Origin of the sequence: Dactylosporangium sp. NPDC049525, from assembly GCF_040676755.1 — a bacterium.
Classification (GTDB): domain Bacteria; phylum Actinomycetota; class Actinomycetes; order Mycobacteriales; family Micromonosporaceae; genus Dactylosporangium.
The window spans coordinates 73,283-94,399 of sequence record NZ_JBFAPO010000002.1 but is presented as its reverse complement, the minus strand read 5'-3'; the positions used below and the strand labels follow the sequence as shown (position 1 = coordinate 94,399).

Here is a 21,117-nt window from a genome sequence, read left to right as displayed (position 1 = left end):
CCTGGAACGGGACCGGTATGCGTCAGCTGTTCTCCTGGATGTACCGCTTCGGATCCTTGTCGTGGAAGTTGAGGCCCTTGCCGCTGGGGTGCTCGCCGTAGAACGTGAGCCACTGCGCGCCGAGCGAGACCCGCAGGTCCATGTCGGCGTGCTTGCGGAAGTCGGGCAGCACCTCGTCCTCCTCCTCCGCGAGGTGCTCGCTGTTCTCGGTGCGCGCCTCCCAGACCGCCTTCCACCAGCCGTCGGAGCCGACCTTCTGCTCCGCTGCGGCCTGGATCGCGTCGCGGATCTTGTTGTGGTCGCGGATCGCGTCGTCGGTCTCCTCCTCGGCGGTCTCCGACGAGCCCTCCTTGAGCAGGTGCGGGTACAGGATCCGCTCCTCGGCCTCGGCGTGGATCTCCAGGTGCAGGGCCAGGGCCTCCCACACGGCGGTGAGCTGCTCCTCGCCGCGGGCGTCGTCCAGGCGGGCGAACCCCCGGCGGAACGCGGCGTGGTCGTCGAGGATGAGCGCGGTGATGTCGTCCATACCCGCCATCATCACCCGGCGCGGGTGTTCTGAAACGGGGCAAGGATGATGTGCCCGTGAAGACGCTGCGTGAGAGGCTTCCCGACTGGATGGCGGGCGGGCTGCTCGCCGTGGCCGTCCTCTGCGCCGTCGCCGCCGTCTCCGCGGCGCTCGGATCGCGGGTCCACCCGGTCCGGGTCACCGTCGACGCGCTGCTCCTGCCGGCCCCGGCAAACCTCGGCTACGCCGCCATCCTGGTCACCCTCGCGGCCGCCGTGCACAACCGCAAGCACGTCATCTACTGGCTGCTGGTCGCCTTCCTCGGCCTGCAGTTCCTGTTCGACGTGTTCGTGCTGCTCGGCGGCGCCGAACGCGGCGAGGAGGCGCGCGAGCTGCGGCTGCCGTGGCACGGCGCGGCGGCCGGCCTGGCCAACGCGGTCGTCACCGTCGTGCTGCTCGTCCTGCTGTGGCTGGCCCGCGGCGGCTTCTCCGCCCGGGTCCAGCGGGCCAGCCTGCCCAAGGCGCTGCTCACGCTCGTCGTGCTGCTGGCGGTGTCCATCGTGCTGGGCTGGGGACTGGTCGAGATGTTCCCGGGCTCGCTGGAGACCCGGGCCGGGCGGCTCGCGTACAGCGCCAAGACCGTCCTCGGCGGCGCGTTCGGCTTCGACGTCGGCCGGCAGGGCCGGGCCGCCGGCTGGGTCAACCTGATCCTCGGCGCGTTCGGGGCGGTCGCCCTGTTCGCGGCGCTGTTCGCGCTGCTGCGCTCGCAGCGGGCGACCGCGTCGCTGGACGCCGACGAGGAGCGGCGGGTCCGGCAGCTGCTCGCCGAGCACGGCCGCCGCGACTCGCTCGGCTACTTCGCGACCCGCCGGGACAAGGAGGTCGTGTTCTCCCCCACCGGGCGCGGCGCCGTCACGTACCGGGTGGTCTTCGGCGTCTCCCTCGCCAGTGGCGACCCGCTCGGCGAGCCGGACGCGTGGCCGCCGGCCATCGAGGCGTGGCTGCGGGAGGCCCGCGACTACGCGTGGACGCCCGCGGTGATGGGCGCCAGCGAGGAGGGCGCGACCGCGTTCGCCCGCGCCGGGCTGCGGGTCATCGAGCTCGGCGACGAGGCGATCCTGCACGTGCGCGACTTCGACCTCGAGTCGCCCCGGCTGCGGCAGGTGCGGCAGGCGGTGCACCGGGTGGAGCGGGCCGGGTACACGGTGCGCATCCGCCGGCACGCGGACATCGGCGCGGAGGAGATGGCGCGGATCATCGAGCTCGCCGCGCGGTGGCGGGACACGGAGACGGAGCGTGGCTTCTCGATGGCGCTCGGCCGGCTCGGCGACCCCAACGACGGCCGGTGCGTGCTGGTCGAGGCGCACGACCGCGACGGGCGGGAGGTCGCGGTGCTGTCGTTCGCGCCGTGGGGCCCCGACGGGCTGTCGCTGGATCTCATGCGCCGCGACCGGGCCAGCGACAACGGCCTGGTCGAGCACATGGTCGCCACGCTGATGCGCGAGTCGCCGCGGCTCGGCGTGGAGCGGGTGTCGCTGAACTTCGCGGTGTTCCGGGCCGTGTTCGAGGAGGGGGCCCGCATCGGCGCCGGGCCGGTGCTGCGGCTGTGGCGGGCGCTGCTGCTGTTCGCGTCGCGCTGGTTCCAACTCGAGTCGCTGTACCGCTCCAACGTGAAGTACAACCCGCAGTGGCTGCCCCGGTTCCTGTGCTTCGAGGACGTGCGGGACCTCGCGAAGGTCGGTCTCGCGTCGGCGGCGGCCGAGGGCTTCCTGGTCGTGCCCAACCTGCGCACGCTGCTGCGGCGCGGCACCCCGGCGGCGGCCGACGCACCGCGGGAGCTGATCCCCACGTTCGCCGAGCCGGCGCCGGTCCGGAAGCGGCCGGAGCAGATCCGGGTGCGGCTGGCCAAGCTCGAGGCGCTGCGCCGCGACGGGATCGACCCGTATCCGCCGGGGTTCCCGCGCACGCACAGCCTCGCCGAGGTCCGCGCCGCGCACCCCGGGCTGCCGCCGGACACCCGCACCGAAGCGCTGGTCACCGTCGCCGGCCGGGTGGTGCGGCTGCGTGACCACGGCGCGCTGTGCTTCGCCACGCTGCGCGACTGGTCGGGCGACCTGCAGGTGCTGCTGACGGCGGACCCGACGTTCGGGGCCACCGTCGACCTCGGCGACCATGTGGGTGTCAGCGGCGTCGTCGGTACGAGCAGGCGCGGCGAGTTGTCGGTGTTTGTCGACGCGTGGCGGCTGACCGCGAAGTGCCTGCGGCCGCTGCCCGACAAGCACCGCGGGCTGGCGGACCCGGAGGCCCTCGTCCGGCAGCGGCACGTCGACCTGATCGTCAACCAGGCGCCCCGCGACATGGTGCGGCTGCGCTCGGCGGTCGGCTTCGCGCTGCGGGCCGCCCTGCACGGCCGCGGCTACGTCGAGGTGGAGACGCCGGTGCTGCAGCCGGTGCACGGCGGCGCCAACGCCCGGCCGTTCGTCACCCATTCCAACGCCTACGACATGCGACTGTTCCTGCGCATCGCGCCGGAGCTGTACCTGAAACGCCTCGCCGTCGGCGGGGTCGAGCGGGTCTTCGAGATCGGGCGCAACTTCCGCAACGAGGGCGTGGACGCCACCCACAACCCCGAGTTCACGATGCTGGAGGCGTACGAGGCCTACGGCGACTACACGTCGATGCGTGCCCTGGCCCGCGACCTGATCCTGGCCGCCGCGCAGGCCGGTCCCGGTTTCGTGCTGACCCGCGGCGACGACAGCGACCGGATCGAGGTCGACCTGCGCGAGGAGTGGCCGGTGGTCCCGGTGTACGAGGCGGTCTCCCGCGCGGCCGGCGCCGCCGTCGATCCGTCCGCCTCGGTGGACGAGCTGCGGCACCTGTCCGATGGGCTCGGCGTCGCGTGGCAGGACGGCTGGACCCACGGCCAGCTGGTCCTGGAGCTGTACGAGCACCTGGTCGAGGGCAGCACGGTGCGCCCCACGTTCTACACCGACTTCCCCGTCGACGTGTCGCCGCTGACCCGCCAGCACCGCGACGACCCGCGGCTCGCGGAGCGGTGGGACCTGGTCGCGTTCGGGATGGAGCTCGGCACGGCGTACACGGAGCTGGTCGACCCGGTCGAGCTGCGCGCCCGGCTGACGGCGCAGTCGCTGCGGGCCGCCGCCGGGGATCCGGAGGCGATGTCGCTGGATGAGGACTTCCTCGACGCGTTCGAATTCGCGATGCCGCCGAGCGGGGGGCTCGGCCTCGGCGTGGACCGTCTCGTCATGCTGTTGACCGGGCGTTCGATCCGCGAGACGCTGCCGTTCCCGCTCGTGAAGAAAAACTGACCCGCGGATGTTTGAACCGCGCGGAGATGGGAAACGAAACCGCAATGCCCATCACTGGTGAGAGCCCGACGCTCGATGTGCTGGAGCGGCTCGCGGCTGCCCCGGACCGGATGACCTTCGAGTCCCTGTTACGTCAGCTCGGCCTGCCCGAGGGCGTGCTCCGCGGCCGGCTGCGAAGTCTCGTGGACCGCGGCTGGGTGCACGCCGCGGGGGACGACAGCTACACGATCGGCGTCGGGGCGCTGCGGCCGGGCAGTGCCTACCTGCTCACCGACCGGACGGTCCGGCTCGCCGGGCCGCTGATGGCGCAGCTTCGGGACCGGCTGAGCGAGGCGGTGCGGCTGGTGCGGCTCGACCCGCCGGGCATCGTCTGCATCGCCAGCCGCGAGGCGCCGCAGGACATGGTCGGCTCCGCGGTCGGCCGGCGGATGCCCGCCTACGCCACCGCCAGCGGCAAGGCCATCCTCGCCTGGCTGCCGCGGGAGCGAGTGGCGCAGCTGCTGGACCTGGGCGTCGAGGCGCACACCAGCGAGACCGTCGTGGACCGGGCGGCGCTGTCCCAGGAGCTCGCCGAGACCCGGGCGCGTGGATGGGCGTATGAGCGCGGCCAGTTCCAGCCCGGCGTCGGCTGCGTCGCGGCGGCCGTCCCCGGCACCACGGACGCGATCAGCATCGGCGTGCCGCTCGCCCGGCTGACCGACGACCACGCCGTCGAGATCGCCGCCAACCTGATCCGCACCACGGAAGAGCTCGGCGAGGCGCTGCGTCGCTGACCGGTGGCATTGATCCACCTCCGGTATCATGGGGTATGAACGTCGAGCGCACCGACCTTCCCGGCATCGGCACGAGCCACGTGGTGACCACCGCCCGTGGCCGCCGCATCGGCATCGTCTCCCACCGCAGCGGGCGGCGCGATCTCGTCATCTACGACAAGGAAGACCCCGATACCAGCGTGGTCTCCGTGGCGTTGTCCGCGGAGGAGTCAAACGCGCTCGCCGAGTATCTCGGCACCGCGCGGATCGTCGAGCACCTCGCCGAGCTGCAGCGGCAGGTCACCGGGCTCGTCACCGAGCAGCTGGTGATCGCGCCCGGCTCGCCGTATGACGGCCGCACCCTCGGCGACACCCAGGCCCGCACCCGCACCGGCGCGTCGATCGTCGCCGTGCTGCGCGGCGGCAACGTGCACGCCAGCCCGCGACCCGACTTCGGCCTGCACGCCGGCGACCTCATCGTCGTCGTGGGCACCGCCGCCGGCACCGAGGGCGTCGCGACGCTCCTCACCGACGGATAGGGGCCGGCATGCATCACGACACGATCCTCATCGAGCTCGGTGCGGTCATCCTGGCGCTCGGCCTGCTCGGCGCCCTGTCCCTGCGGTTCTCCATCTCCCCCATCCCCCTGTATCTCCTCGCCGGGCTCGCGTTCGGCGCCGGTGGGGTGCTGCCCCTGACCACGAGCACCGAGTTCATCTCGGCGGGCGCGGAGATCGGCGTCATCCTGCTGTTGTTCACGCTGGGTCTGGAGTACACGGCGCCGGAGCTGGTCGGCACGCTGCGCTCCTCGGCCCCGGCCGGCCTGATCGACCTGGTGCTCAACGCGGCGCCCGGGGTCGCCGCGGCGCTCATCCTCGGCTGGGGTCCGGTCGCCGCCGTCGCGATGGGCGGCATCACCTACGTCACGTCGTCCGGCATCACCGCGAAGGTCCTCGGCGACCTCGGCTGGCTCGGCAACCGGGAGACCCCGGTCGTGCTGTCGCTGCTGGTCTTCGAGGACCTGATGATGGCGCTGTACCTGCCGATCCTGACCGCCCTGCTGGCCGGCGTCGGCCTGCTCGGCGGCGCCGTGACCCTCGCCATCGCCGCGGCCACGGTCAGCGTGATCCTGGTCGTCGCGCTGCGCTTCGGGCGCATCGTGGAGCGGTTCGTCGCCTCCGACAGCGACGAGGTGCTGCTGCTCAAGGTGCTCGGCCTGACCGTGCTCGTGGCGGGCGTCGCCGACCTGCTGCAGGTCTCCGCCGCGGTCGGGGCGTTCCTGGTCGGCATCGCGCTGTCCGGCCCCCTCGCGCACACCGCCCGGGAGCTGCTGACCCCGCTGCGGGACCTGTTCGCGGCGGTGTTCTTCGTCTTCTTCGGCCTGCAGACCGACCCGCGCGCGCTGCCGCCGGTGCTCGGCGTCGCGGCGCTGCTCGCGGTCGCCGGGATCGCGTCGAAGATGGCGACCGGGTGGCTCGCGGCCCGGCGGGCGGGCGTGGCGATCACCGGCCGGGTCCGCGCCGGCGCCGCGCTGCTGCCCCGCGGCGAGTTCAACATCGTCATCGCGGGGCTCGCGGTCGCCGCCGGCACCAACGCGAAGCTCGGTCCGCTCGCCGCGGCCTACGTGCTGATGCTCGCGGTGGCCGGGCCGCTGGTGGCCCGCGGTGCGGAGCCGCTCGTGCGGCTCTACCTGCGGCGGCGCAGCCGGCCGGCGACGACGTAAAACGGCTGGAGAAGTTTGCCCGAAATACGGAATTTCTTCGAACTGTCCGCCTTTGCGCAGGTCAGCATGCTTGGCTCGGCGCGGAGGTTGCCACGGCAACGGTGCCGTGGCGGACAGGGGGATCACCATGTTGAAGCGCACGAGGACCATGCACGGGATGCTGCCGGTGGTCGGGGCCGCGGCACTGCTCGCCACGCTCGTCAGCACGCCGGCGTCCGCCGCCGGCACGAACGGCGCGGGCGGCCCCGGCGGCACGGGCAGCGCCGGGATGACCGGGATGGCCAAGCCCAAGCCCGGCCCGAAGCCGGTCTGCAAGGAGATGACCGTGAACGGCGGCTTCGAGCTGCCGAAGATCGGCAACGCGGACTGGAAGCTGTTCGACGAGGACGACGTCCCGGCGTGGCGGACCGACGACTCGGAGGGCCAGATCGAGCTCTGGAACGGCGGCATGGGCGTGCCGGCCCGCTTCGGCAAGCAGTTCGCCGAGCTCAACGCCAACAGCTCCGGCAGCTCGATCTACCAGGACATCAAGACCAAACCGAACACGAAGATCTACTGGTCGTTCTGGATCCGGGCCCGCGACAGCTCCGACGGCAAGGACGTCGACGCGACCCAGATCCACTTCGGCCGCACGCCGAAGAACGACGACGGCAACGTCAACGGCGTCGGCTCGACGTTCTCGTACCTGAACTCGGCCAGCGACGTGTCGTGGAAGCGCCTGTACGGCTGGTACAAGACCGGCTCGAACCAGACCTCGACCCGGGTGACCCTGACGGCGGTGGAGAGCGCCTCGACCGATGAGGGCTACGGCAACCTGGTTGACGGCCTGACCATCGTGGAGAACCAGAGCTGCATCTGAGCCCTGCCGGGTGGCGTCGGCCGCGCGCCGGCGCCACCGCTGTGACCTGATACATAACATGCTTTTATAAGTGCATGATACAAATTGGAGTATGCCCGCCTCCATCACCGCGCTGGACGCTGCGCGACTCACGGCCGCAGTAGAGCGGCTGTTCAGCCTGCTGCGGCACGGCAACCCACCCAACGACATCAGCCTCACCGCCGCCTCGACGCTGCGCAGGCTGGAGCGGGAGGGACCGCGCCGGCTCACCGAGCTCGCCGCCGCCGAAGGTGTCACCCAGCCCGCGATGACCCAGCTGGCGCAGCGCCTCGAGCGCGACGGGCTGGCCGAGCGCACCACCGACGCCACCGACGGCCGGGTCGTGCTGGTCCGCGTCACCCAGGCGGGCCGCGACCTCCTCCAGCGCCGCCGCGCCGTGCGCGCCGAGCACCTCACCGCGCAGCTGCGGCACCTGTCCGCGCAGGACGAGGCGCTGATCGCGGCCGCGCTGCCGGCTCTGGAGAGGCTGGCGCCGTGACGGAGACCCTGCAGAAGGGCGGTTTCCGGGGTGCCCTGTCGGGTGGCACCGACCACCCGCACTACAAGTGGGTGGCGCTGTCCAACACCACCCTCGGCATGCTGATCGCCACGATCAACTCCTCGATCGTGCTCATCTCCCTGCCCGCCATCTTCAACGGCATCCACCTCGACCCGCTCAGCCCGGGCAACGTCAGCTACCTGCTGTGGATGCTCATGGGCTACATGCTCGTCAGCGCCGTGCTCGTGGTGACCCTGGGCCGCCTCGGCGACATGTTCGGCCGCGTCCGCATCTACAACGCGGGCTTCGCCCTGTTCACGATCACCTCGATCGCGCTGTCCCTCGACCCGCTCGACGGTGGCGGCGGCGCGCTGTGGCTCATCGGCTGGCGGGTCCTGCAGGCCGTCGGCGGCGCCATGCTCATGGCCAACTCCGCCGCGATCCTCACCGACGCGTTCCCCACCGCCCAGCGCGGCATGGCCCTCGGCGTCAACATCGTCGCCGGCATTGCCGGCTCGTTCATCGGCCTGGTCCTCGGCGGCCTGCTCGCCGAGTGGAACTGGCGGGCCATCTTCTGGGTCAACGTCCCGATCGGCATCATCGGCACCCTGTGGGCCTACCGGTCACTGCACGACACCGGCCTGCGCCGACCCGGCCGCATCGACTGGTGGGGCAACCTGACCTTCGCCTTCGGCCTCACCGCGCTGCTCGCCGGCATCACCTACGGCATCCAGCCCTACGGCGGGCACACCCAGGGCTGGACCAACCCGTGGGTCCTCGCCGGCCTCATCGGCGGCGTCGCCGTGCTCGGCCTCTTCGCCTGGATCGAGTCCCGCGTCACCGACCCGATGTTCCCCCTCGGCCTGTTCCGCATCCGCGCGTTCGCCTCGGGCAACATCGCCGGCCTGCTCGCCTCCATCGCCCGTGGCGGCCTGCAGTTCATGCTCATCATCTGGCTGCAGGGCATCTGGCTGCCCCTGCACGGCTACCGCTACGAGGAGACCCCGCTGTGGGCCGGCATCTACCTGCTGCCGCTCACCGTCGGCTTCCTCGCCGCGGGACCCATCTCCGGGCACCTCTCCGACAAGTACGGCCCGCGCCTCTTCGCCGCCGGCGGCCTGCTCGTCATGGCGCTGTCCTTCGGCGGCCTGCTGATCCTGCCGACCGACTTCAGCTACTGGGCGTTCGCCGGGCTGGTCTTCCTCAACGGCCTCGGCGGTGGCCTGTTCGCCGCCCCGAACACGTCCCTGGTCATGTCCAGCGTCCCCGCCCACCTGCGCGGCGCCGCCTCCGGCATGCGGGCCACGTTCCAGAACGCCGGCATGGTCCTGTCGATCGGCGTCTTCTTCTCCCTGATGGTCGCCGGCCTGTCCACCTCCCTGCCGGCCACCCTCGACGGCGGCCTCACCGCCCAGGGCGTCCCCGCCCCGGCCGCGCACACGATCGCCAACCTGCCGCCGGTCGGCACGCTCTTCGCGGCGTTCCTCGGCTACAACCCGGTCGCGGCCCTGCTCGGCCCGCAACTGCTCGGCCAGCTCCCGCCCGCCAACGCCGCCACCCTCACCGGCCGCGAGTTCTTCCCGCACCTGGTGTCCGGCCCCTTCCACGACGGGCTTGTCATCGTGTTCTGGTTGGCGATCGGCATGTCGGTCGTCGGCGCGCTCGCCTCCCTCATCAAGGGCGCTGCCACCTCCTCGACCAAGGGCGTTGTCCCGTCCCCCGCGGAGGAACCTGTCGCTGGGTGACGCCACGGGCTCAGCGACGTTCGGCGGACGGGCCGGCCCCCTTGTGGGAGGGGTGCCGGCCCGTCTGTCTGCGTTGTGCCGGCGGCCCTGGGTCAGCGGTGGAAGACCTGGCGGTAGGTGGTGGGGGTGACGCTGGTCTGGCGGGCGAAGTGGGCGCGCAGGTTGGCGGGGGTGCCCAGGCCGGTCCGGTGGGCGATGCGTTCGATCGAGTCGTCGGTGGTCTCCAGGAGTTCCTGCGCCAGCCGTACGCGCTGGCCCAGCAGCCACTGCAGCGGGCTGGTGCCGAGCGACTCGCGGAAGCGGCGGGCGAACGTGCGGGGGCTCAGCCGGGCCTGCCGGGCCAGGTCGGCGACGGTGAGCGGCTGGTCGAGGCGGGTCCTGGCCCAGTCCAGGGCGACGCCGAGCGCGTCCGGGGTGCGCGGGCGCTGCGGCGGGTGGGCGAACTGGGACTGGCCGCCGTCGCGGTGCGGCGGGACGACCATGCGGCGGGCGACCTCGTTGGCGACCGCGGCGCCGTGGTCGAGGCGGACCAGGTGCAGGCACAGGTCGATCGCGGCGCCCGTGCCGGCCGAGGTGAAGATCGTGCCGTCGCAGGTGTAGAGCACGTCGGGGTCGAAGGTCACCGCGGGGAAGCGCTGGGTGAAGTCGAAGGCGTTCATCCAGTGGGTGGTGGCGCGGCGGCCGTCGAGGAGGCCCGCGGCGGCGAGCACGTAGGCGCCGGTGCAGATCGCCACGATGCGGCGGCCCAGCTCGTACGCCTCGCGGACCACCTCGACCAGGGCGGCGGGCGGCGACACCTGGGTGGCGCGGGCGAACGCCGGGACGATCAGCGTGTCGGCGTCCAGCAGGGACGGCAGGGCGTAGGGCGCGGTGATCGTCATGCCGGAGCGGGAGGCCAGCACCCCGGGCGTGACGGCGGCGAAGCGCAGCTCGTACCACGGCGGGGCGAGGTCGCTGCGGTCGATGCCGAACACCTCGCACGGCACGGCGAGCTCGAAGACCGGCATGTCCTCGGTGGCGGCGACGCCGACGATGTGACGCGGGCTCATGGCTCGAATCTAATCCAACATGGCATTCCTGCCACTCGCTGGCGGCGGGGAAACCGGGTCGAATGAACGGCATGTTGAACGTGCCGCAAGGGGCGGCCCTCTCGATCGGTGCGGTGCTCGGCACCGGGGTCATCGCGCTGCCGGCCCTCGCCGCGCAGACCGCCGGGCCCGCGTCGCTCGTCGCCTGGGCCGCGCTGATCGCGCTGTCGGTGCCCCTGGCGGCGACGTTCGCGGCGCTCGGCGCCAGGTTCCCCGACTCGGGCGGCGTGGCCACCTACGCGCGCAAGGCGTTCGGCGAACGGGCCGCCGCGGTCGTCGGCTGGTGCTTCTACCTGGCCGTGCCGGTCGGCGCGCCCGCGGCGGCGCTGTTCGCCGGGGCGTACGTGGCGGCGGCGCTCGGCGGCGGCACCCGCACGGAGCTGCTGACCGCCGCCGGCCTGATGCTCGCGGTGACGGCCGGCAACCTCGGGGGCGTGCGGGTGTCCGGCCGGCTGCAGCTCGGGCTGGCGCTGCTGCTGGTCACCCTGCTGCTGACGGCGACCGTGACCGCGCTGCCGCACGCCGACCCCGGCCACCTGCGGCCGTTCGCGCCGCACGGCTGGTGGGCGGTCGGTTCGGCGGCGGCGCTGCTGGTGTGGGGGTTCGCGGGATGGGAGGCGGTCACGTCGCTGGCCGCCGACTTCCGCCGGCCGGCGCGGGACCTGCCGCGCGCCACGGCGATCGCCCTCGTCGTCGTCGGGGTGCTGTACTTCGGCATCGCCGCCGCCAGCATCCTCGTGCTCGGGCCGGAGCCCGGCGACGCGCCGCTGGCGGAGCTGCTCGCGCGGGGCGTCGGCGGGCAGGTCAAGGTCCTCACCGCCGGCGCCGCGGTCCTGCTGACGCTCGGCACGATGAACGCCTACTACGCGGGCGCGGCAAAGCTCGGCGCCGCGCTCGGCCGGGACGCGGCGCTGCCCGCGTGGTTCGGGCGGGGCAGTGGCGCCGGTGAGGTGCCCCGGCGCAGCCTCGCCGTCGTCGCGGCGCTGGGTGGGGTGTCGCTGGTGCTCGCCACGCTGACCGGCACCGGCACCCGCCCGCTCGTGCTGCTGACCAGCGGCGCGTTCGTCCTGGTGTACGTCCTGGGCACCGCCGCCGCGCTGCGCCTCCTGCCGCGCCGGACGCCGGTGTGGTGGTGCGCCGCGGTCTCCTTCGCCGCGTCGCTCGGGCTGCTGGTGCTCAGCGGCTGGTACGTCCTGGGCACCGTCGCCGTGGCCGGCTGCGCACTGGCGTACAAGAAGCTCGCGGACAAGAGGCTCGCGGACAGAAAATTCGTGGGAAAAAAGTTCGACCGGCCTGTCGATCCGGGAGACGTCCCGATTGACGTAGGAGTGTAAGAGGACGTTTTCCCTTGAAGGAGCCCCACGATGTCCCAGTACCTGATCCTGATCTACGAGAACGAGGCCGACTACGAGAGCGCGGACCAGTCCGTGTTCCAAGAGGTGATGGACGCGCACAACCGCTTCTCGGAGCAGGTCGGCGAGAAGCTGCTCGGCGGCAACGCCCTGCAGCCCACCCAGACCGCCACCACGATCCGCGGCGACGTCGTCACCGACGGCCCGTTCGTGGAGACGAAGGAGGTCCTCGGCGGCTACTACGTCATCGAGGCGAAGGACCTCGACGAGGCCCTGGCGATCAGCAAGCTCTGCCCGGCCCGGTTCGGTGGCGTCGAGGTCCGTCCCGTGATGGTGTTCGAGTAGTCGCCTTGGAGCCAGCCGCCGTCCGGGAGGCGGTCGCCGACGCGCACCGTCGCGAGTGGGCCAGAGTGCTCGCCGCGACGGTGCGCGTCGCGCGCGACCTCGACCTGGCCGAGGAGTGCGTCCAGGACGCGTACGTCGCCGCCATGGACGCCTGGCTGCGCCAGGGCGTGCCGGCCAACCCCGGCGCGTGGCTCACGGTCGCCGCCCAGCGCCGCGCGCTCAACGCCCACAAGCGGGCCGCGACGCTGCGCTCGAAGCTGCCGCTGCTGGTGGTGCCCGACGTGGACGAGTCCGAGCCGCCCGACGAGATCCCCGACGACCGGCTGCGGCTGGTGTTCACCTGCTGCCACCCGGCCCTCGCGCGGGAGGCGCAGCTGGCCATCACGCTGCGGCTGGTCTGCGGCCTGAGCACCGCGGAGATCGCCAGCGCGTTCCTGGTCAGCGAGCCGACGATGGCGGCCCGGGTCACCCGCGCGAAGAAGAAGATCGCGGCGGCGGCCATCCCCTACCGGGTGCCGCCGCTGGAGGACCTGCCCGACCGGCTCGACGCGGTGCTCACCGTCGTGCACCTGGTCTTCACCACCGGCCACGCCGCCCCGACCGGCCCCGACCTGCTGCGCCCCGACCTGGTCGAGCGCGCGATCGACCTGGCCCGGACCCTGTGCGCCCTCATGCCCGACGAACGCGAGGCCCAGGGTCTGCTCGCCCTCATGCTGCTGCACGACGCCCGCCGCGCCACCCGGGTCGCCGCCGACGGCCGGCTGCTGCTGCTCGAGGAGCAGGACCGCACCCGCTGGGACGCCGCCCAGATCGCAGACGGCCTGCGCCTGGTGCGCGGCTGCCTGCGTGGTGGCCGGCCCGGCCGCTTCGCCCTGCAGTCCGCGATCGCCGCCGTGCACACCGAGGCACCCACCTACGCCGACACAGACTGGTGCCAGCTGCGCGGCCTGTACGACCTGCTCCTGCGCGCCTGGCCGTCGCCGGTCGTCGCGCTGAACCGCGCCGTCGTGGTCGCGATGTCCGACGGCCCCGCGGCGGCGCTCGCCCTGCTCGACGAGCTCGCCGAGGACCCCCGGCTGGCGGCCTACCACTACCTGCCGGCGGCGCGCGCCGACCTGCTGCGCCGCCTGGGCCGGACCGCGGAGGCGGAGGTGGCGTACCGGGCGGCGATCGCCCTGTGCGACAACGCCGTCGAACGCGCCTTCCTCGAGTCCCGCCTGAACGGCTCCGGCGCCCGGCCGTGAGGGCCGGACGCCGGAGCAAGGTGCGGACCTGCCGGCCGGCGGGAGGGGCCGTGGAAGCCCAGCGCCGGCGTGGCGGACCGCCGGTTCAGCAGGGGATCAGCTCGCCCCGCCGCGCACGGACACGCGTGCCGTCCATCAGCGTGATCTCGACGCGACCGTTGACGTCGGTGTCCCCGAACGCGTAGATCTCCTTGCCGTCGTGCGGGGCCAGCTCGGCGTGGTGCACGCCGTTCCGGTCCGGCCGCAGGACCCATTTCAATTCCGGCGATTTACCCATTTCGCCCACCCCCTCGTCCGAGGCTAACGGCCGGGAAGCCGCCCCGGTGCGGACCCGGGGCCCGGGGCACCCGTGTGAGTGAGCGCGGACATTTCAGCGCAGGCCGCCGGGCCAGGCGAGGTATTCGCGGAAGGCGGTCACGAGACCGTCGCGCGTCTCGAAGACCAGGCACAGGCGCTGGGTGAACGGTTCGCCGGTCATGGTGCCGGTGACCTGGACCTCGAAGGCGACCCCGGGCCCGCCCGTCAGGGTCGCGTGGATCACCAGATCGGCGCGCACGTTCGCCGCCAGCCAGTCGAAGAAGCGGACCGCGTCGGCGGCGCCGTGGCGTACCCCGGCGAAACCCTCGACCGGGACGTGGAAGGTCACCGCGGGGTCGAGCATGCCGATGAGCCGGGTCCAGTCGCCGGTGGCCGCGCCGATGATCCAGTGATTCATGGCGGTCAGTGCGGGTTGCGGTTCCATCATCACTCCAGCGTGCTTGTTTTGACTGAATCAGGCAGAACTATGGTCGCGGAAGCGCTCTACCGTTGTGTCTATTGACTGGACCATGAGGAATGCGAATACTCAAGGCATGTCGCCGCTCGACTCGGGATCCGCACAACGCAGCGCGAACCGCAGCCGTGTGATCCACGCGCTGCGGCAGCACGGTGCGATGAGCCGGGCCGCGCTCGCCGAGATCGGGCTGTCGCGCTCGACGGTCGCCAGCGTCGTCGGGGAGCTGATCGAGGCCGGTGCGGTCGTCGAGATCGGCGGCGACGGGCCGCGGGCCGGCAACGGTCACGCACCCACCCGCGGCGGGGTGGCGAAGGCCGGACGGCCGCCGACGCTGATCGGGCTCAAAGGCGGGCTCGGCGCCGCCATCGGGGTCGAGATCGGCAACGGCATCGTGCGGATCGCGGTGTGTGACGTGGCGCAGGAGCTGCTGCGACACGAGGCGGTCCGGGTCGACGAGCAGACCTCACCCGAGGACACCCTGCTGCTGGTCGACCGGCTGATCGACGGGCTGCTGGAGCAGACGGGCTTCCGCCGCGACGAGGTGATCGGGGTCGGCATCGCCATGCCGGGGCCGATCCAGCGGCGGACCGGGCTGACCGGCCGCGCGTGCACCCTCAAGCCGTGGGTGGGCCTCGACCCGCGGCTGCTCGCCGAGCACGTCCTCGGGCTGCCGGTGCACGCCGGCAACGACGCCAACCTCGCCGCCCTGGCCGAGATGACCTGGGGCGCCGCGCGGGGGCTGCGGGACTACGCCTACATCTACACCGCCACCGGCATCGGCGCCGGGTTCGTCATGGACGGACGCCTCTACGTCGGCGCGAACGGCACGGCCGGCGAGATCGGCCACACCACCATCAACGAGGACGGCCTGGTGTGCGCGTGCGGCGGCCGGGGGTGCCTCAACACCCTGGCCAACCCGGACGCCATCACCGATCAGCTGTGGCAGAGCCACGGCCGCCGGCCGTCGATCGGCGAGGTGATCGCCCTCGCGCACGAGGGTGATGCCGGGTGCCGCCGCGTCCTCGCCGACGCGGGCCGGCACATCGGGGTCGCCATGGCCAACATGTACAACCTGCTCGACCCCGAGCTGATCGTGCTCGGGGGCAGTCTCGCGCCGGCCGGTGACATCCTCATCGAGCCGTTGCGCCAGTCGATGATGCGCCGCGCGATCCACGCCGGGGAGGCCGTCCCCGATGTGGTCGCCGGTGAGATCGGTATCGACGTGGTCGTCGTCGTGGGTGCGGCCGCCGCCGTGCTCCGCGACGCCACCAGGTTTCCGCTCCCCGTCCGCTGACACCCGCCGCCGAACACGACGGCTGACACCGAACCGCCGCGCAAGCGGCTGACACCCCACCGCCGTTCGCGGCGGCCGCCGACCCGCCGGCCGGCCTTCCCAACCCGTCGTCCGGCCGGCGCACGCCCGAACCACCAGAGGTAACGCGCCGCACAGCGCTGATACAAGCGCGCCCGAAAAGAGGAAACGGCCAGAGCGAATCGGCTCTGGCCGCCCTGCCGCACGCCAATGCAGCACAAACAACCGGCCGCGGATTGCCGTCCGCCGCCGATCGTCGAAGGTGGAGCAACCATGATTCTACCGCGCTACGCGAAAGCCCTCCTGGTGGTGGCGCTCCTGCTGCCCGCCACCGCCGCCTGCAGCGACGGGAAGAGCACCCCCCAGGAAGGCAAGGGAAAGCTCAAGATCGCCCTGTCGAACTCGTTCATCGGTAACGGGTGGCGGGTCGAGATGGAGAACGTGTTCAAGGCGGCGTGCGCGATGCCGCCGTACAAGGACCAGGTCGACTGCAGCGTGTTCAACGCCGGCAACGACGTCGCCACGCAGAGCCGCCAGATCTCCAACCTGATCGCCCAGGGCGTCGACGGCATCGTCATCAACGCCGCGTCGACCAGCGGCCTCAACGGCGTCGTCCAGCAGGCCTGCGACCGCAACATCGTGGTCGTGTCGTTCGACAACACCGTCGACAACAAGTGCGGCCTGACGGTCAACACCGACCAGATCAAGTTCGGCGAGCAGCTCGCGCAGTTCATCGTCGACCAGCTCAAGGGCCAGGGCAACGTCGTCATGGTCACCGGCGTGGCCGGCACCGGCGCCGACAACGACCGCAACGCCGGCGCGAAGAAGGTGTTCGACGCCAACCCGGGCATCAAGGTCGTCGCCACGTACAGCGGGATGTGGGACTCCGCGACCGCGCAGCGGCAGACCGCCGCGCAGCTGCCGAGCCTGTCCAAGGTCGACGGGGTGTGGGTGTCCGGCGGCACCGACGGCGTCATCAAGGCGTTCCTGGAGGCCAACCGGCCGGTCCCGGTCGTCGGCGGCGAGGCGGAGAACGGCTTCCGCAAGTACCTCGCCGGCGTGACACCCCCGAAGGTCAACGGCATGTCGATCGGCCAGCCACCGTTCCTGTCGGTGATCTCCCTGGAGCTGGCCCGGGCCGTGATCAAGGGTGAGCACCCGAAGACCAGCGTCACCATCCCGTTCCCGATGGTCACCTCGGAGACCGTGAAGGTCGGCGAGACCGTGTTCCCGGACCTGCCGGACAGCTTCTTCGCCGACTTCACCGACTCCGGGCCCAACGCGACCGTCGTGCTCTGCCAGGAGGCCGCCACCGACGGCACGCCGTGCCCGGGCAAGACCCTCGCGGTGAAACTCGGATGATGGACACGCACGCCGTGCACGCCGAAGGAGTCGACCGCTCCTTCGGCGGGGTACGGGCTCTGCGGGACGCGTCGTTCGCGGCGCGTCCCGGCGAGATCCACGCCCTCGCCGGCGAGAACGGCGCCGGCAAGAGCACGATGATCAAGGTGCTGTGCGGCCTCATCAAGCCCGACCGGGGCAGCGTCCGCGTCACCGGCCGGCTGGCGACCGCGTTCCAGGAGCTGTCGCTGCTGCCGGACCTCACGATCGCGGAGAACCTGCTGCTGCACGACCCGCCCCGGGGAAGGCTCGGCCTGGTCGCGCGGCGGCAGCTGGTGCCGGTGGCGAGGGACGTCCTGCACGAGCACGGCATCGACGACCTCGACCCGCGCACCGTCACCCGCGACCTGTCGGTGGCGCACCGGCAGGTCGTGGAGCTGGTCCGGGTCCTCGCGACCCGCCCGGAGGTGCTGATCCTGGACGAGCCGACGGCGGCGCTGCAGGAGCAGCAGGTGGCGTGGCTGGCCGCGCACATGCGGCGGCTGCGGGCCGAGGGCTGCTGCGTGGTGTTCACCTCGCACCGGTGGCGCGAGATCGAGACCCTCGCCGACCGGGTGACCGTGTTCCGCAACGGCACCCACGTCACCACCCGCGACCGGCTCACCGAGTCCGAGGCGGTGACCCTGATGAGCGGCCGCACCCTGGAGGCCACGTATCCGCCGCTCACCCCACCGGGGACCGACGTCGCCCTCGAAGGGCAGGTCGGCGGGGTCGGGCTCCGGCTGCACCGCGGCGAGATCCTGGGCATCGGCGGCCTGGCCGGGCAGGGGCAGCGCGAGCTGTTCCTGACCCTCTTCGGCGCGAGTCGCACCCCGGCGAAGGTCACCGTCGGCGGCACGACCCGGGTGATCCGCCGGCCGAAGGACGCGATCCGGGCCGGCATCGGCATCGCCTATGTACCGGAGGACCGCAAGGCCGAAGGGCTGCTGCTGCCGATGTCGGTGCGCGACAACCTGGCGCTGGCGACGTTGGAGCGGCGTTCCGTCGCCGGGTTCGTCCGGCGGGCCGCCGAGCACAGGGCGGTGCGCGACATCGTGGACCGGCTGGCGGTGCGCACCGCCAGCATCGGGCACCCGGTCGCCACCCTGTCCGGCGGCAACCAGCAGAAGGTGCTGATGGGTCGCTGGCTGCTCAGCGGCGCGGAGGTGCTGCTGCTGTTCGACGTGACCCGGGGCGTGGACGCCGCGACGAAGCACGACTTCTACGCCCTCGTCGCCGACCTCGCCGCGCAGGGCCGGGCGGTCCTGCTGTACTCCAGCGAGACCGAGGAGATCGCGCACCTGTGCCACCGGGTCCTGGTGATGCGGGAGGGCCGGGTCGCGGCGGAGCTGCCCGGACCGGTCGGCGACGCCGAGCTGATCGTGGCGGCCGCCATGCGGGAGCGTCAGCATGTCTGAGCTGCGGGCCGCCACGCTCGGCTACGCGGTTCTCGCCGCGACCGCCGTCGCCTACCTCGTCGTGTACACCACCAGCCTCGGGCACCTGCCGACGTCCTTCGACTACCTGTCGCTGCTCAACACGTCGCTGCCCCTGGTGTTCGTGGCGATCGGGCAGAGCCTGGTCGTGCTGACCGGCGGCATCGACCTGTCCGTCGGCGGCATGGTCGGCCTCGGCGTCGCGATCGTCGCCGCCGGGTCGACCGGCAACGCCGCCGTCACCGCGGGCTGGATGCTGGCCGCGGTCGGCGCCGGGGCCGCCTGCGGCGCCGTCAACGGGCTCATTGTCGCCAAGGGCCGCATCGCGCCGATCCTCACCACCCTCGCCACCCTGTCCGTCTACAGTGGACTTGCGTTGAAGGTGCTGCCGGTACCCGGTGGGGAGATCTCGCCCGCGGTGCGTTCGGTGCTCACCGACCCCGACATGCCCACGGCGCTGATCTGGCTCGGGGTCGCGGTCGCCGGCTGGCTGGCGCTGCGCCGCACCCGCTTCGGCATGCGGGTCTACGCCGTCGGCAGCGACGAGACCGCCGCCCGCGCCGTCGGCGTGCCGACCGTGTGGGTGAAGGTCGGGGTCTACACCCTGTCCGGCGTCTGCAGCGGCCTCGCCGCCGTGTTCTACGTGTCCACGACGACGTCCGGCGACCCGAACGCCGGCGACTCGTTCATCCTCACGTCGATCGCCGCGGTCGTCGTCGGCGGCATCGCGTTCGCCGGCGGTCGCGGCTCCGCCCTGGGCGCGGTCGCCGGGGCGTTCGCGCTGACCCTCGTCATCGACGTGCTGTTCTTCGCCGGCATCGACCCGCTGTACCAGTCGCTGTTCCAGGGCCTGTTCCTGGTCGTCGCGGTCCTGCTGGGCAGCCTGAGCACCCTGGCGCGCTGGAGGCGGACATGACATTCCCGGAAACGGCGAAGCGGGTCCTCGCCGGGCCGCACCGGCGGGTGCTGTACGCGTTCGCCGCCGCGGCCACCATCCTCGTCGCCGGCGCCGTCATCCACCCCGGGTTCGGGTCGTGGACGAGCCTGCGCACGATGCTGGTCCTGGCCAGCTTCATCGGGTTCGTCGGCGCCGGGCAGATGCTCGTCGTCCTCGTCGGCGGCATCGACCTGTCGATGCCGTGGGTGCTCAACGGCGCCGCGATCGTGCTCACCACCAGCAGCCTCGGGCAGGCCGACCGGCTGCCCCTCGCCGTCGTCCTGGCGCTGGGCACCGGCGCCGCCGTCGGCCTGGCCAACGGGCTCGGCGTCGCCTGGCTCGGCGTGCCCGCGGTCGTCATGACCCTCGGGATGAACGGTGTCCTGCAAGGGTTGTCGCTCGGCCTGTCCAAGGGCCTCACCTGCGGCTCGTGCGCGTCGTACGCCCCCGAACCACTGCGCCGGCTGGTCGTCGGGCGGGTCTGGGGCGTACCGGCGGAACTGCTGCTGTGGGCGGGGGTGGCGCTGTTCGTGACGGTGCTGCTGACCCTCACCACGTTCGGCCGCCGGGTGTACGCGGTGGGCAACAACCCGCGGGCGGCGTTCCTCGCCGGCGTCGGCGTGCGCCGGGTCACGGTCGCGTTGTACGTGCTCAGCGGCGTGTTCGCGGCCCTGGCCGGGATCACGCTCGTCGCCTACGGCGGGCAGCCGTCGCTGGGCCTGGGCGACCCGTACCTGTTCGAGTCGATCGCGGCGGTCGTCGTCGGCGGCGTGTCCATCCTCGGCGGCCGCGGGCACTACGTCGGGGTCGTCGCCGGCTCGATCACCCTGGTCGCGATCGTGACCCTCCTGCAGGCCGAGCGCGTGCCGGAGTACGGTCGCAACGTCATCTACGGCCTGGTGATCCTCGCCATCCTCTTCACCTACGGCAGGGAGCGCGCCGATGATTGAGACCCCGGTCGAGACACTGCACGACTTCGCCTGCGAGCTGGGCGAGAGCACCCTGTGGGATGACGTGAAGGGCCGGCTGCACTGGGTCGACATCGACCAGGACCTGCTGTTCACGCTCGACTGGGCCACCCGCGAGGTCGCGACGCTGCAGCTGCCGTACACGGCCGGCAGCGTCGGGCTGCGGGCCGGCGGCGGCCTGGTCGCGGCGCTGCGGCACGCCGTCGCGTTCATCGACGTCGACACGGGCCTGGTCGAGATCGTGGCGGAGCTGGAGACGGACCTTCCCGGCAACCGGTGCAACGACGGCGCGGTCGACCCCGCCGGGCGGTTCTGGTTCGGCACGATGGACGTCGCGGAGACCGGCGCCACCGGCGCGTTCTACCGTTTCGACGAGGACCTGGCCGTCACGAAGGCGTTCGGCGGCGTCATCGTGTCCAACGGCCCGGCGTGGAGCCCCGACGGGCGCACGATGTACCACGTCGACTCGGCCCGCAGCAGCATCACCGCTTACGAGTTCGACCCCGTGACGGGTGCCGTCGGCGGCGGGCGGCTGTTCGTCTCCGACGAGGACGAGGCGTGGTTCCCGGACGGGGTGACCGTCGACGCGGACGGTTACGTCTGGAACTGCAAGTGGGACGGCGGGCGGATCGTGCGCTACTCCCCCGACGGCCGGGTCGACCGGGTCGTGGAGGTGCCGGTGCCCCGCCCGACCCGGTGCGCGTTCGTGGGGCCGGACCTGGACCAGCTCGCGGTGACCAGCGCCCGCCGGGGGCGGGGTGCGGAGGCGCCGCGCTCCGGGCACCTGCTGCTGCTCGACCCGGGCACCCGGGGGCTGCCCGCGCCGCGCTACCAGGGCTGAACGCGACGG

At 72.5% G+C, this 21,117-nt stretch carries 20 protein-coding genes; 16 read left to right on the top strand and 4 right to left on the bottom strand.

Annotated elements, in window-relative coordinates; translation table 11 throughout:
• Positions 1-22 precede the first annotated feature (22 nt).
• Entirely contained in the window at positions 23-526 is a 504-nt protein-coding gene (locus tag AB0K00_RS04710; RefSeq protein WP_363515326.1) for a hemerythrin domain-containing protein, read from the bottom strand.
• 56 nt (positions 527-582) lie between these two features.
• On the opposite strand from AB0K00_RS04710, the gene lysX reads away from it, so the two are divergent.
• The 7 genes from lysX to AB0K00_RS04675 all read left to right on the top strand — a co-directional run bounded on the left by lysX (position 583) and on the right by AB0K00_RS04675 (position 9,430).
• Complete coding sequence (lysX, locus tag AB0K00_RS04705; protein ID WP_363515323.1) at positions 583-3,834, top strand: bifunctional lysylphosphatidylglycerol synthetase/lysine--tRNA ligase LysX; 3,252 nt, start codon at positions 583-585, stop codon at positions 3,832-3,834.
• 44 nt (positions 3,835-3,878) lie between these two features.
• Positions 3,879-4,607, top strand: coding sequence for an IclR family transcriptional regulator (locus AB0K00_RS04700; protein ID WP_363515320.1), 729 nt, complete (start codon positions 3,879-3,881; stop codon positions 4,605-4,607).
• A 35-nt stretch (positions 4,608-4,642) separates the two neighbouring features.
• Positions 4,643-5,125 carry a cation:proton antiporter regulatory subunit gene (locus tag AB0K00_RS04695; RefSeq protein WP_363515317.1) on the top strand — a complete coding sequence of 161 codons (483 nt, stop codon included), beginning with the start codon at positions 4,643-4,645 and terminating at the stop codon, positions 5,123-5,125.
• 8 nt (positions 5,126-5,133) lie between these two features.
• Complete coding sequence (locus AB0K00_RS04690) at positions 5,134-6,309, top strand: cation:proton antiporter (protein WP_363515314.1); 1,176 nt, start codon at positions 5,134-5,136, stop codon at positions 6,307-6,309.
• Positions 6,310-6,436: 127 nt separating this feature from the next.
• The gene (locus AB0K00_RS04685) at positions 6,437-7,168 is read left to right on the top strand and encodes a hypothetical protein (protein WP_363515311.1); all 732 of its coding nucleotides are present in this window, start codon (positions 6,437-6,439) and stop codon (positions 7,166-7,168) included.
• Between the two features lie 91 nt (positions 7,169-7,259).
• Positions 7,260-7,685: a MarR family transcriptional regulator gene (locus tag AB0K00_RS04680; protein WP_363515308.1), complete on the top strand. Its 426-nt coding sequence runs from the start codon at positions 7,260-7,262 to the stop codon at positions 7,683-7,685.
• Positions 7,682-9,430 (top strand): MFS transporter, encoded by a 1,749-nt coding sequence (locus AB0K00_RS04675; RefSeq protein WP_363515305.1) that lies wholly within the window; start codon positions 7,682-7,684, stop codon positions 9,428-9,430. Before AB0K00_RS04680 ends, AB0K00_RS04675 begins: the two co-directional genes overlap by 4 nt.
• 92 nt (positions 9,431-9,522) lie before the next feature.
• Here AB0K00_RS04675 and AB0K00_RS04670 read toward each other — a convergent pair whose 3' ends face one another.
• Positions 9,523-10,479, bottom strand: coding sequence for a helix-turn-helix domain-containing protein (locus tag AB0K00_RS04670; RefSeq protein ID WP_363515302.1), 957 nt, complete (start codon positions 10,477-10,479; stop codon positions 9,523-9,525).
• Between the two features lie 62 nt (positions 10,480-10,541).
• Between AB0K00_RS04670 and AB0K00_RS04665 the strand changes: the two genes are divergently transcribed.
• The 3 genes from AB0K00_RS04665 to AB0K00_RS04655 all read left to right on the top strand — a co-directional run bounded on the left by AB0K00_RS04665 (position 10,542) and on the right by AB0K00_RS04655 (position 13,459).
• On the top strand, positions 10,542-11,852 hold the full coding sequence (locus tag AB0K00_RS04665) for an amino acid permease (RefSeq protein WP_363515299.1): 1,311 nt from the start codon (positions 10,542-10,544) through the stop codon (positions 11,850-11,852).
• 30 nt (positions 11,853-11,882) lie between these two features.
• On the top strand, positions 11,883-12,215 hold the full coding sequence (locus AB0K00_RS04660) for a YciI family protein (protein WP_363515296.1): 333 nt from the start codon (positions 11,883-11,885) through the stop codon (positions 12,213-12,215).
• Positions 12,216-12,280: 65 nt separating this feature from the next.
• Complete coding sequence (locus AB0K00_RS04655; protein WP_363516425.1) at positions 12,281-13,459, top strand: DUF6596 domain-containing protein; 1,179 nt, start codon at positions 12,281-12,283, stop codon at positions 13,457-13,459.
• Positions 13,460-13,544: 85 nt separating this feature from the next.
• Here AB0K00_RS04655 and AB0K00_RS04650 read toward each other — a convergent pair whose 3' ends face one another.
• Positions 13,545-13,736, bottom strand: a complete 192-nt coding sequence (locus tag AB0K00_RS04650) for a hypothetical protein (RefSeq protein ID WP_327010904.1) — start codon at positions 13,734-13,736, stop codon at positions 13,545-13,547.
• Positions 13,737-13,829: 93 nt separating this feature from the next.
• Positions 13,830-14,204 (bottom strand): nuclear transport factor 2 family protein, encoded by a 375-nt coding sequence (locus tag AB0K00_RS04645; protein WP_363515292.1) that lies wholly within the window; start codon positions 14,202-14,204, stop codon positions 13,830-13,832.
• Between the two features lie 106 nt (positions 14,205-14,310).
• On the opposite strand from AB0K00_RS04645, the gene AB0K00_RS04640 reads away from it, so the two are divergent.
• The 6 genes from AB0K00_RS04640 to AB0K00_RS04615 all read left to right on the top strand — a co-directional run bounded on the left by AB0K00_RS04640 (position 14,311) and on the right by AB0K00_RS04615 (position 21,108).
• Complete coding sequence (locus AB0K00_RS04640; RefSeq protein WP_363515289.1) at positions 14,311-15,528, top strand: ROK family transcriptional regulator; 1,218 nt, start codon at positions 14,311-14,313, stop codon at positions 15,526-15,528.
• Between the two features lie 291 nt (positions 15,529-15,819).
• Positions 15,820-16,908: a sugar ABC transporter substrate-binding protein gene (locus tag AB0K00_RS04635; RefSeq protein ID WP_363515286.1), complete on the top strand. Its 1,089-nt coding sequence runs from the start codon at positions 15,820-15,822 to the stop codon at positions 16,906-16,908.
• Entirely contained in the window at positions 16,905-18,344 is a 1,440-nt protein-coding gene (locus AB0K00_RS04630) for a sugar ABC transporter ATP-binding protein (RefSeq protein WP_363515283.1), read from the top strand. Before AB0K00_RS04635 ends, AB0K00_RS04630 begins: the two co-directional genes overlap by 4 nt.
• A complete protein-coding gene (locus tag AB0K00_RS04625; protein ID WP_363515280.1) occupies positions 18,337-19,278 on the top strand; it encodes an ABC transporter permease in 942 nt (313 codons plus the stop codon). The genes AB0K00_RS04630 and AB0K00_RS04625 overlap by 8 nt, the downstream gene beginning before the upstream one ends.
• Positions 19,275-20,249: an ABC transporter permease gene (locus AB0K00_RS04620; RefSeq protein WP_363515277.1), complete on the top strand. Its 975-nt coding sequence runs from the start codon at positions 19,275-19,277 to the stop codon at positions 20,247-20,249. Before AB0K00_RS04625 ends, AB0K00_RS04620 begins: the two co-directional genes overlap by 4 nt.
• Positions 20,242-21,108 carry an SMP-30/gluconolactonase/LRE family protein gene (locus tag AB0K00_RS04615; protein WP_363515274.1) on the top strand — a complete coding sequence of 289 codons (867 nt, stop codon included), beginning with the start codon at positions 20,242-20,244 and terminating at the stop codon, positions 21,106-21,108. Before AB0K00_RS04620 ends, AB0K00_RS04615 begins: the two co-directional genes overlap by 8 nt.
• Positions 21,109-21,117: the final 9 nt, after the last annotated feature.

Excerpts from the sequence above, each read along its gene's own strand:
- AB0K00_RS04680 (WP_363515308.1), top strand. The coding sequence starts at position 7,260 with ATGCCCGCCTCCATCACCGCGCTGGACGCTGCGCGACTCACGGCCGCA.
- AB0K00_RS04615 (WP_363515274.1), top strand. The coding sequence starts at position 20,242 with ATGATTGAGACCCCGGTCGAGACACTGCACGACTTCGCCTGCGAGCTG.
- AB0K00_RS04710 (WP_363515326.1), bottom strand. The coding sequence starts at position 526 with ATGGACGACATCACCGCGCTCATCCTCGACGACCACGCCGCGTTCCGC.
- AB0K00_RS04685 (WP_363515311.1), top strand. The coding sequence starts at position 6,437 with ATGTTGAAGCGCACGAGGACCATGCACGGGATGCTGCCGGTGGTCGGG.
- AB0K00_RS04700 (WP_363515320.1), top strand. The coding sequence starts at position 3,879 with ATGCCCATCACTGGTGAGAGCCCGACGCTCGATGTGCTGGAGCGGCTC.
- AB0K00_RS04650 (WP_327010904.1), bottom strand. The coding sequence starts at position 13,736 with ATGGGTAAATCGCCGGAATTGAAATGGGTCCTGCGGCCGGACCGGAAC.
- AB0K00_RS04695 (WP_363515317.1), top strand. The coding sequence starts at position 4,643 with ATGAACGTCGAGCGCACCGACCTTCCCGGCATCGGCACGAGCCACGTG.
- AB0K00_RS04625 (WP_363515280.1), top strand. The coding sequence starts at position 18,337 with ATGTCTGAGCTGCGGGCCGCCACGCTCGGCTACGCGGTTCTCGCCGCG.
- AB0K00_RS04670 (WP_363515302.1), bottom strand. The coding sequence starts at position 10,479 with ATGAGCCCGCGTCACATCGTCGGCGTCGCCGCCACCGAGGACATGCCG.
- AB0K00_RS04645 (WP_363515292.1), bottom strand. The coding sequence starts at position 14,204 with ATGATGGAACCGCAACCCGCACTGACCGCCATGAATCACTGGATCATC.
- AB0K00_RS04620 (WP_363515277.1), top strand. The coding sequence starts at position 19,275 with ATGACATTCCCGGAAACGGCGAAGCGGGTCCTCGCCGGGCCGCACCGG.
- AB0K00_RS04630 (WP_363515283.1), top strand. The coding sequence starts at position 16,905 with ATGATGGACACGCACGCCGTGCACGCCGAAGGAGTCGACCGCTCCTTC.
- AB0K00_RS04640 (WP_363515289.1), top strand. The coding sequence starts at position 14,311 with ATGTCGCCGCTCGACTCGGGATCCGCACAACGCAGCGCGAACCGCAGC.
- AB0K00_RS04690 (WP_363515314.1), top strand. The coding sequence starts at position 5,134 with ATGCATCACGACACGATCCTCATCGAGCTCGGTGCGGTCATCCTGGCG.
- AB0K00_RS04665 (WP_363515299.1), top strand. The coding sequence starts at position 10,542 with ATGAACGGCATGTTGAACGTGCCGCAAGGGGCGGCCCTCTCGATCGGT.
- AB0K00_RS04635 (WP_363515286.1), top strand. The coding sequence starts at position 15,820 with ATGATTCTACCGCGCTACGCGAAAGCCCTCCTGGTGGTGGCGCTCCTG.
- AB0K00_RS04660 (WP_363515296.1), top strand. The coding sequence starts at position 11,883 with ATGTCCCAGTACCTGATCCTGATCTACGAGAACGAGGCCGACTACGAG.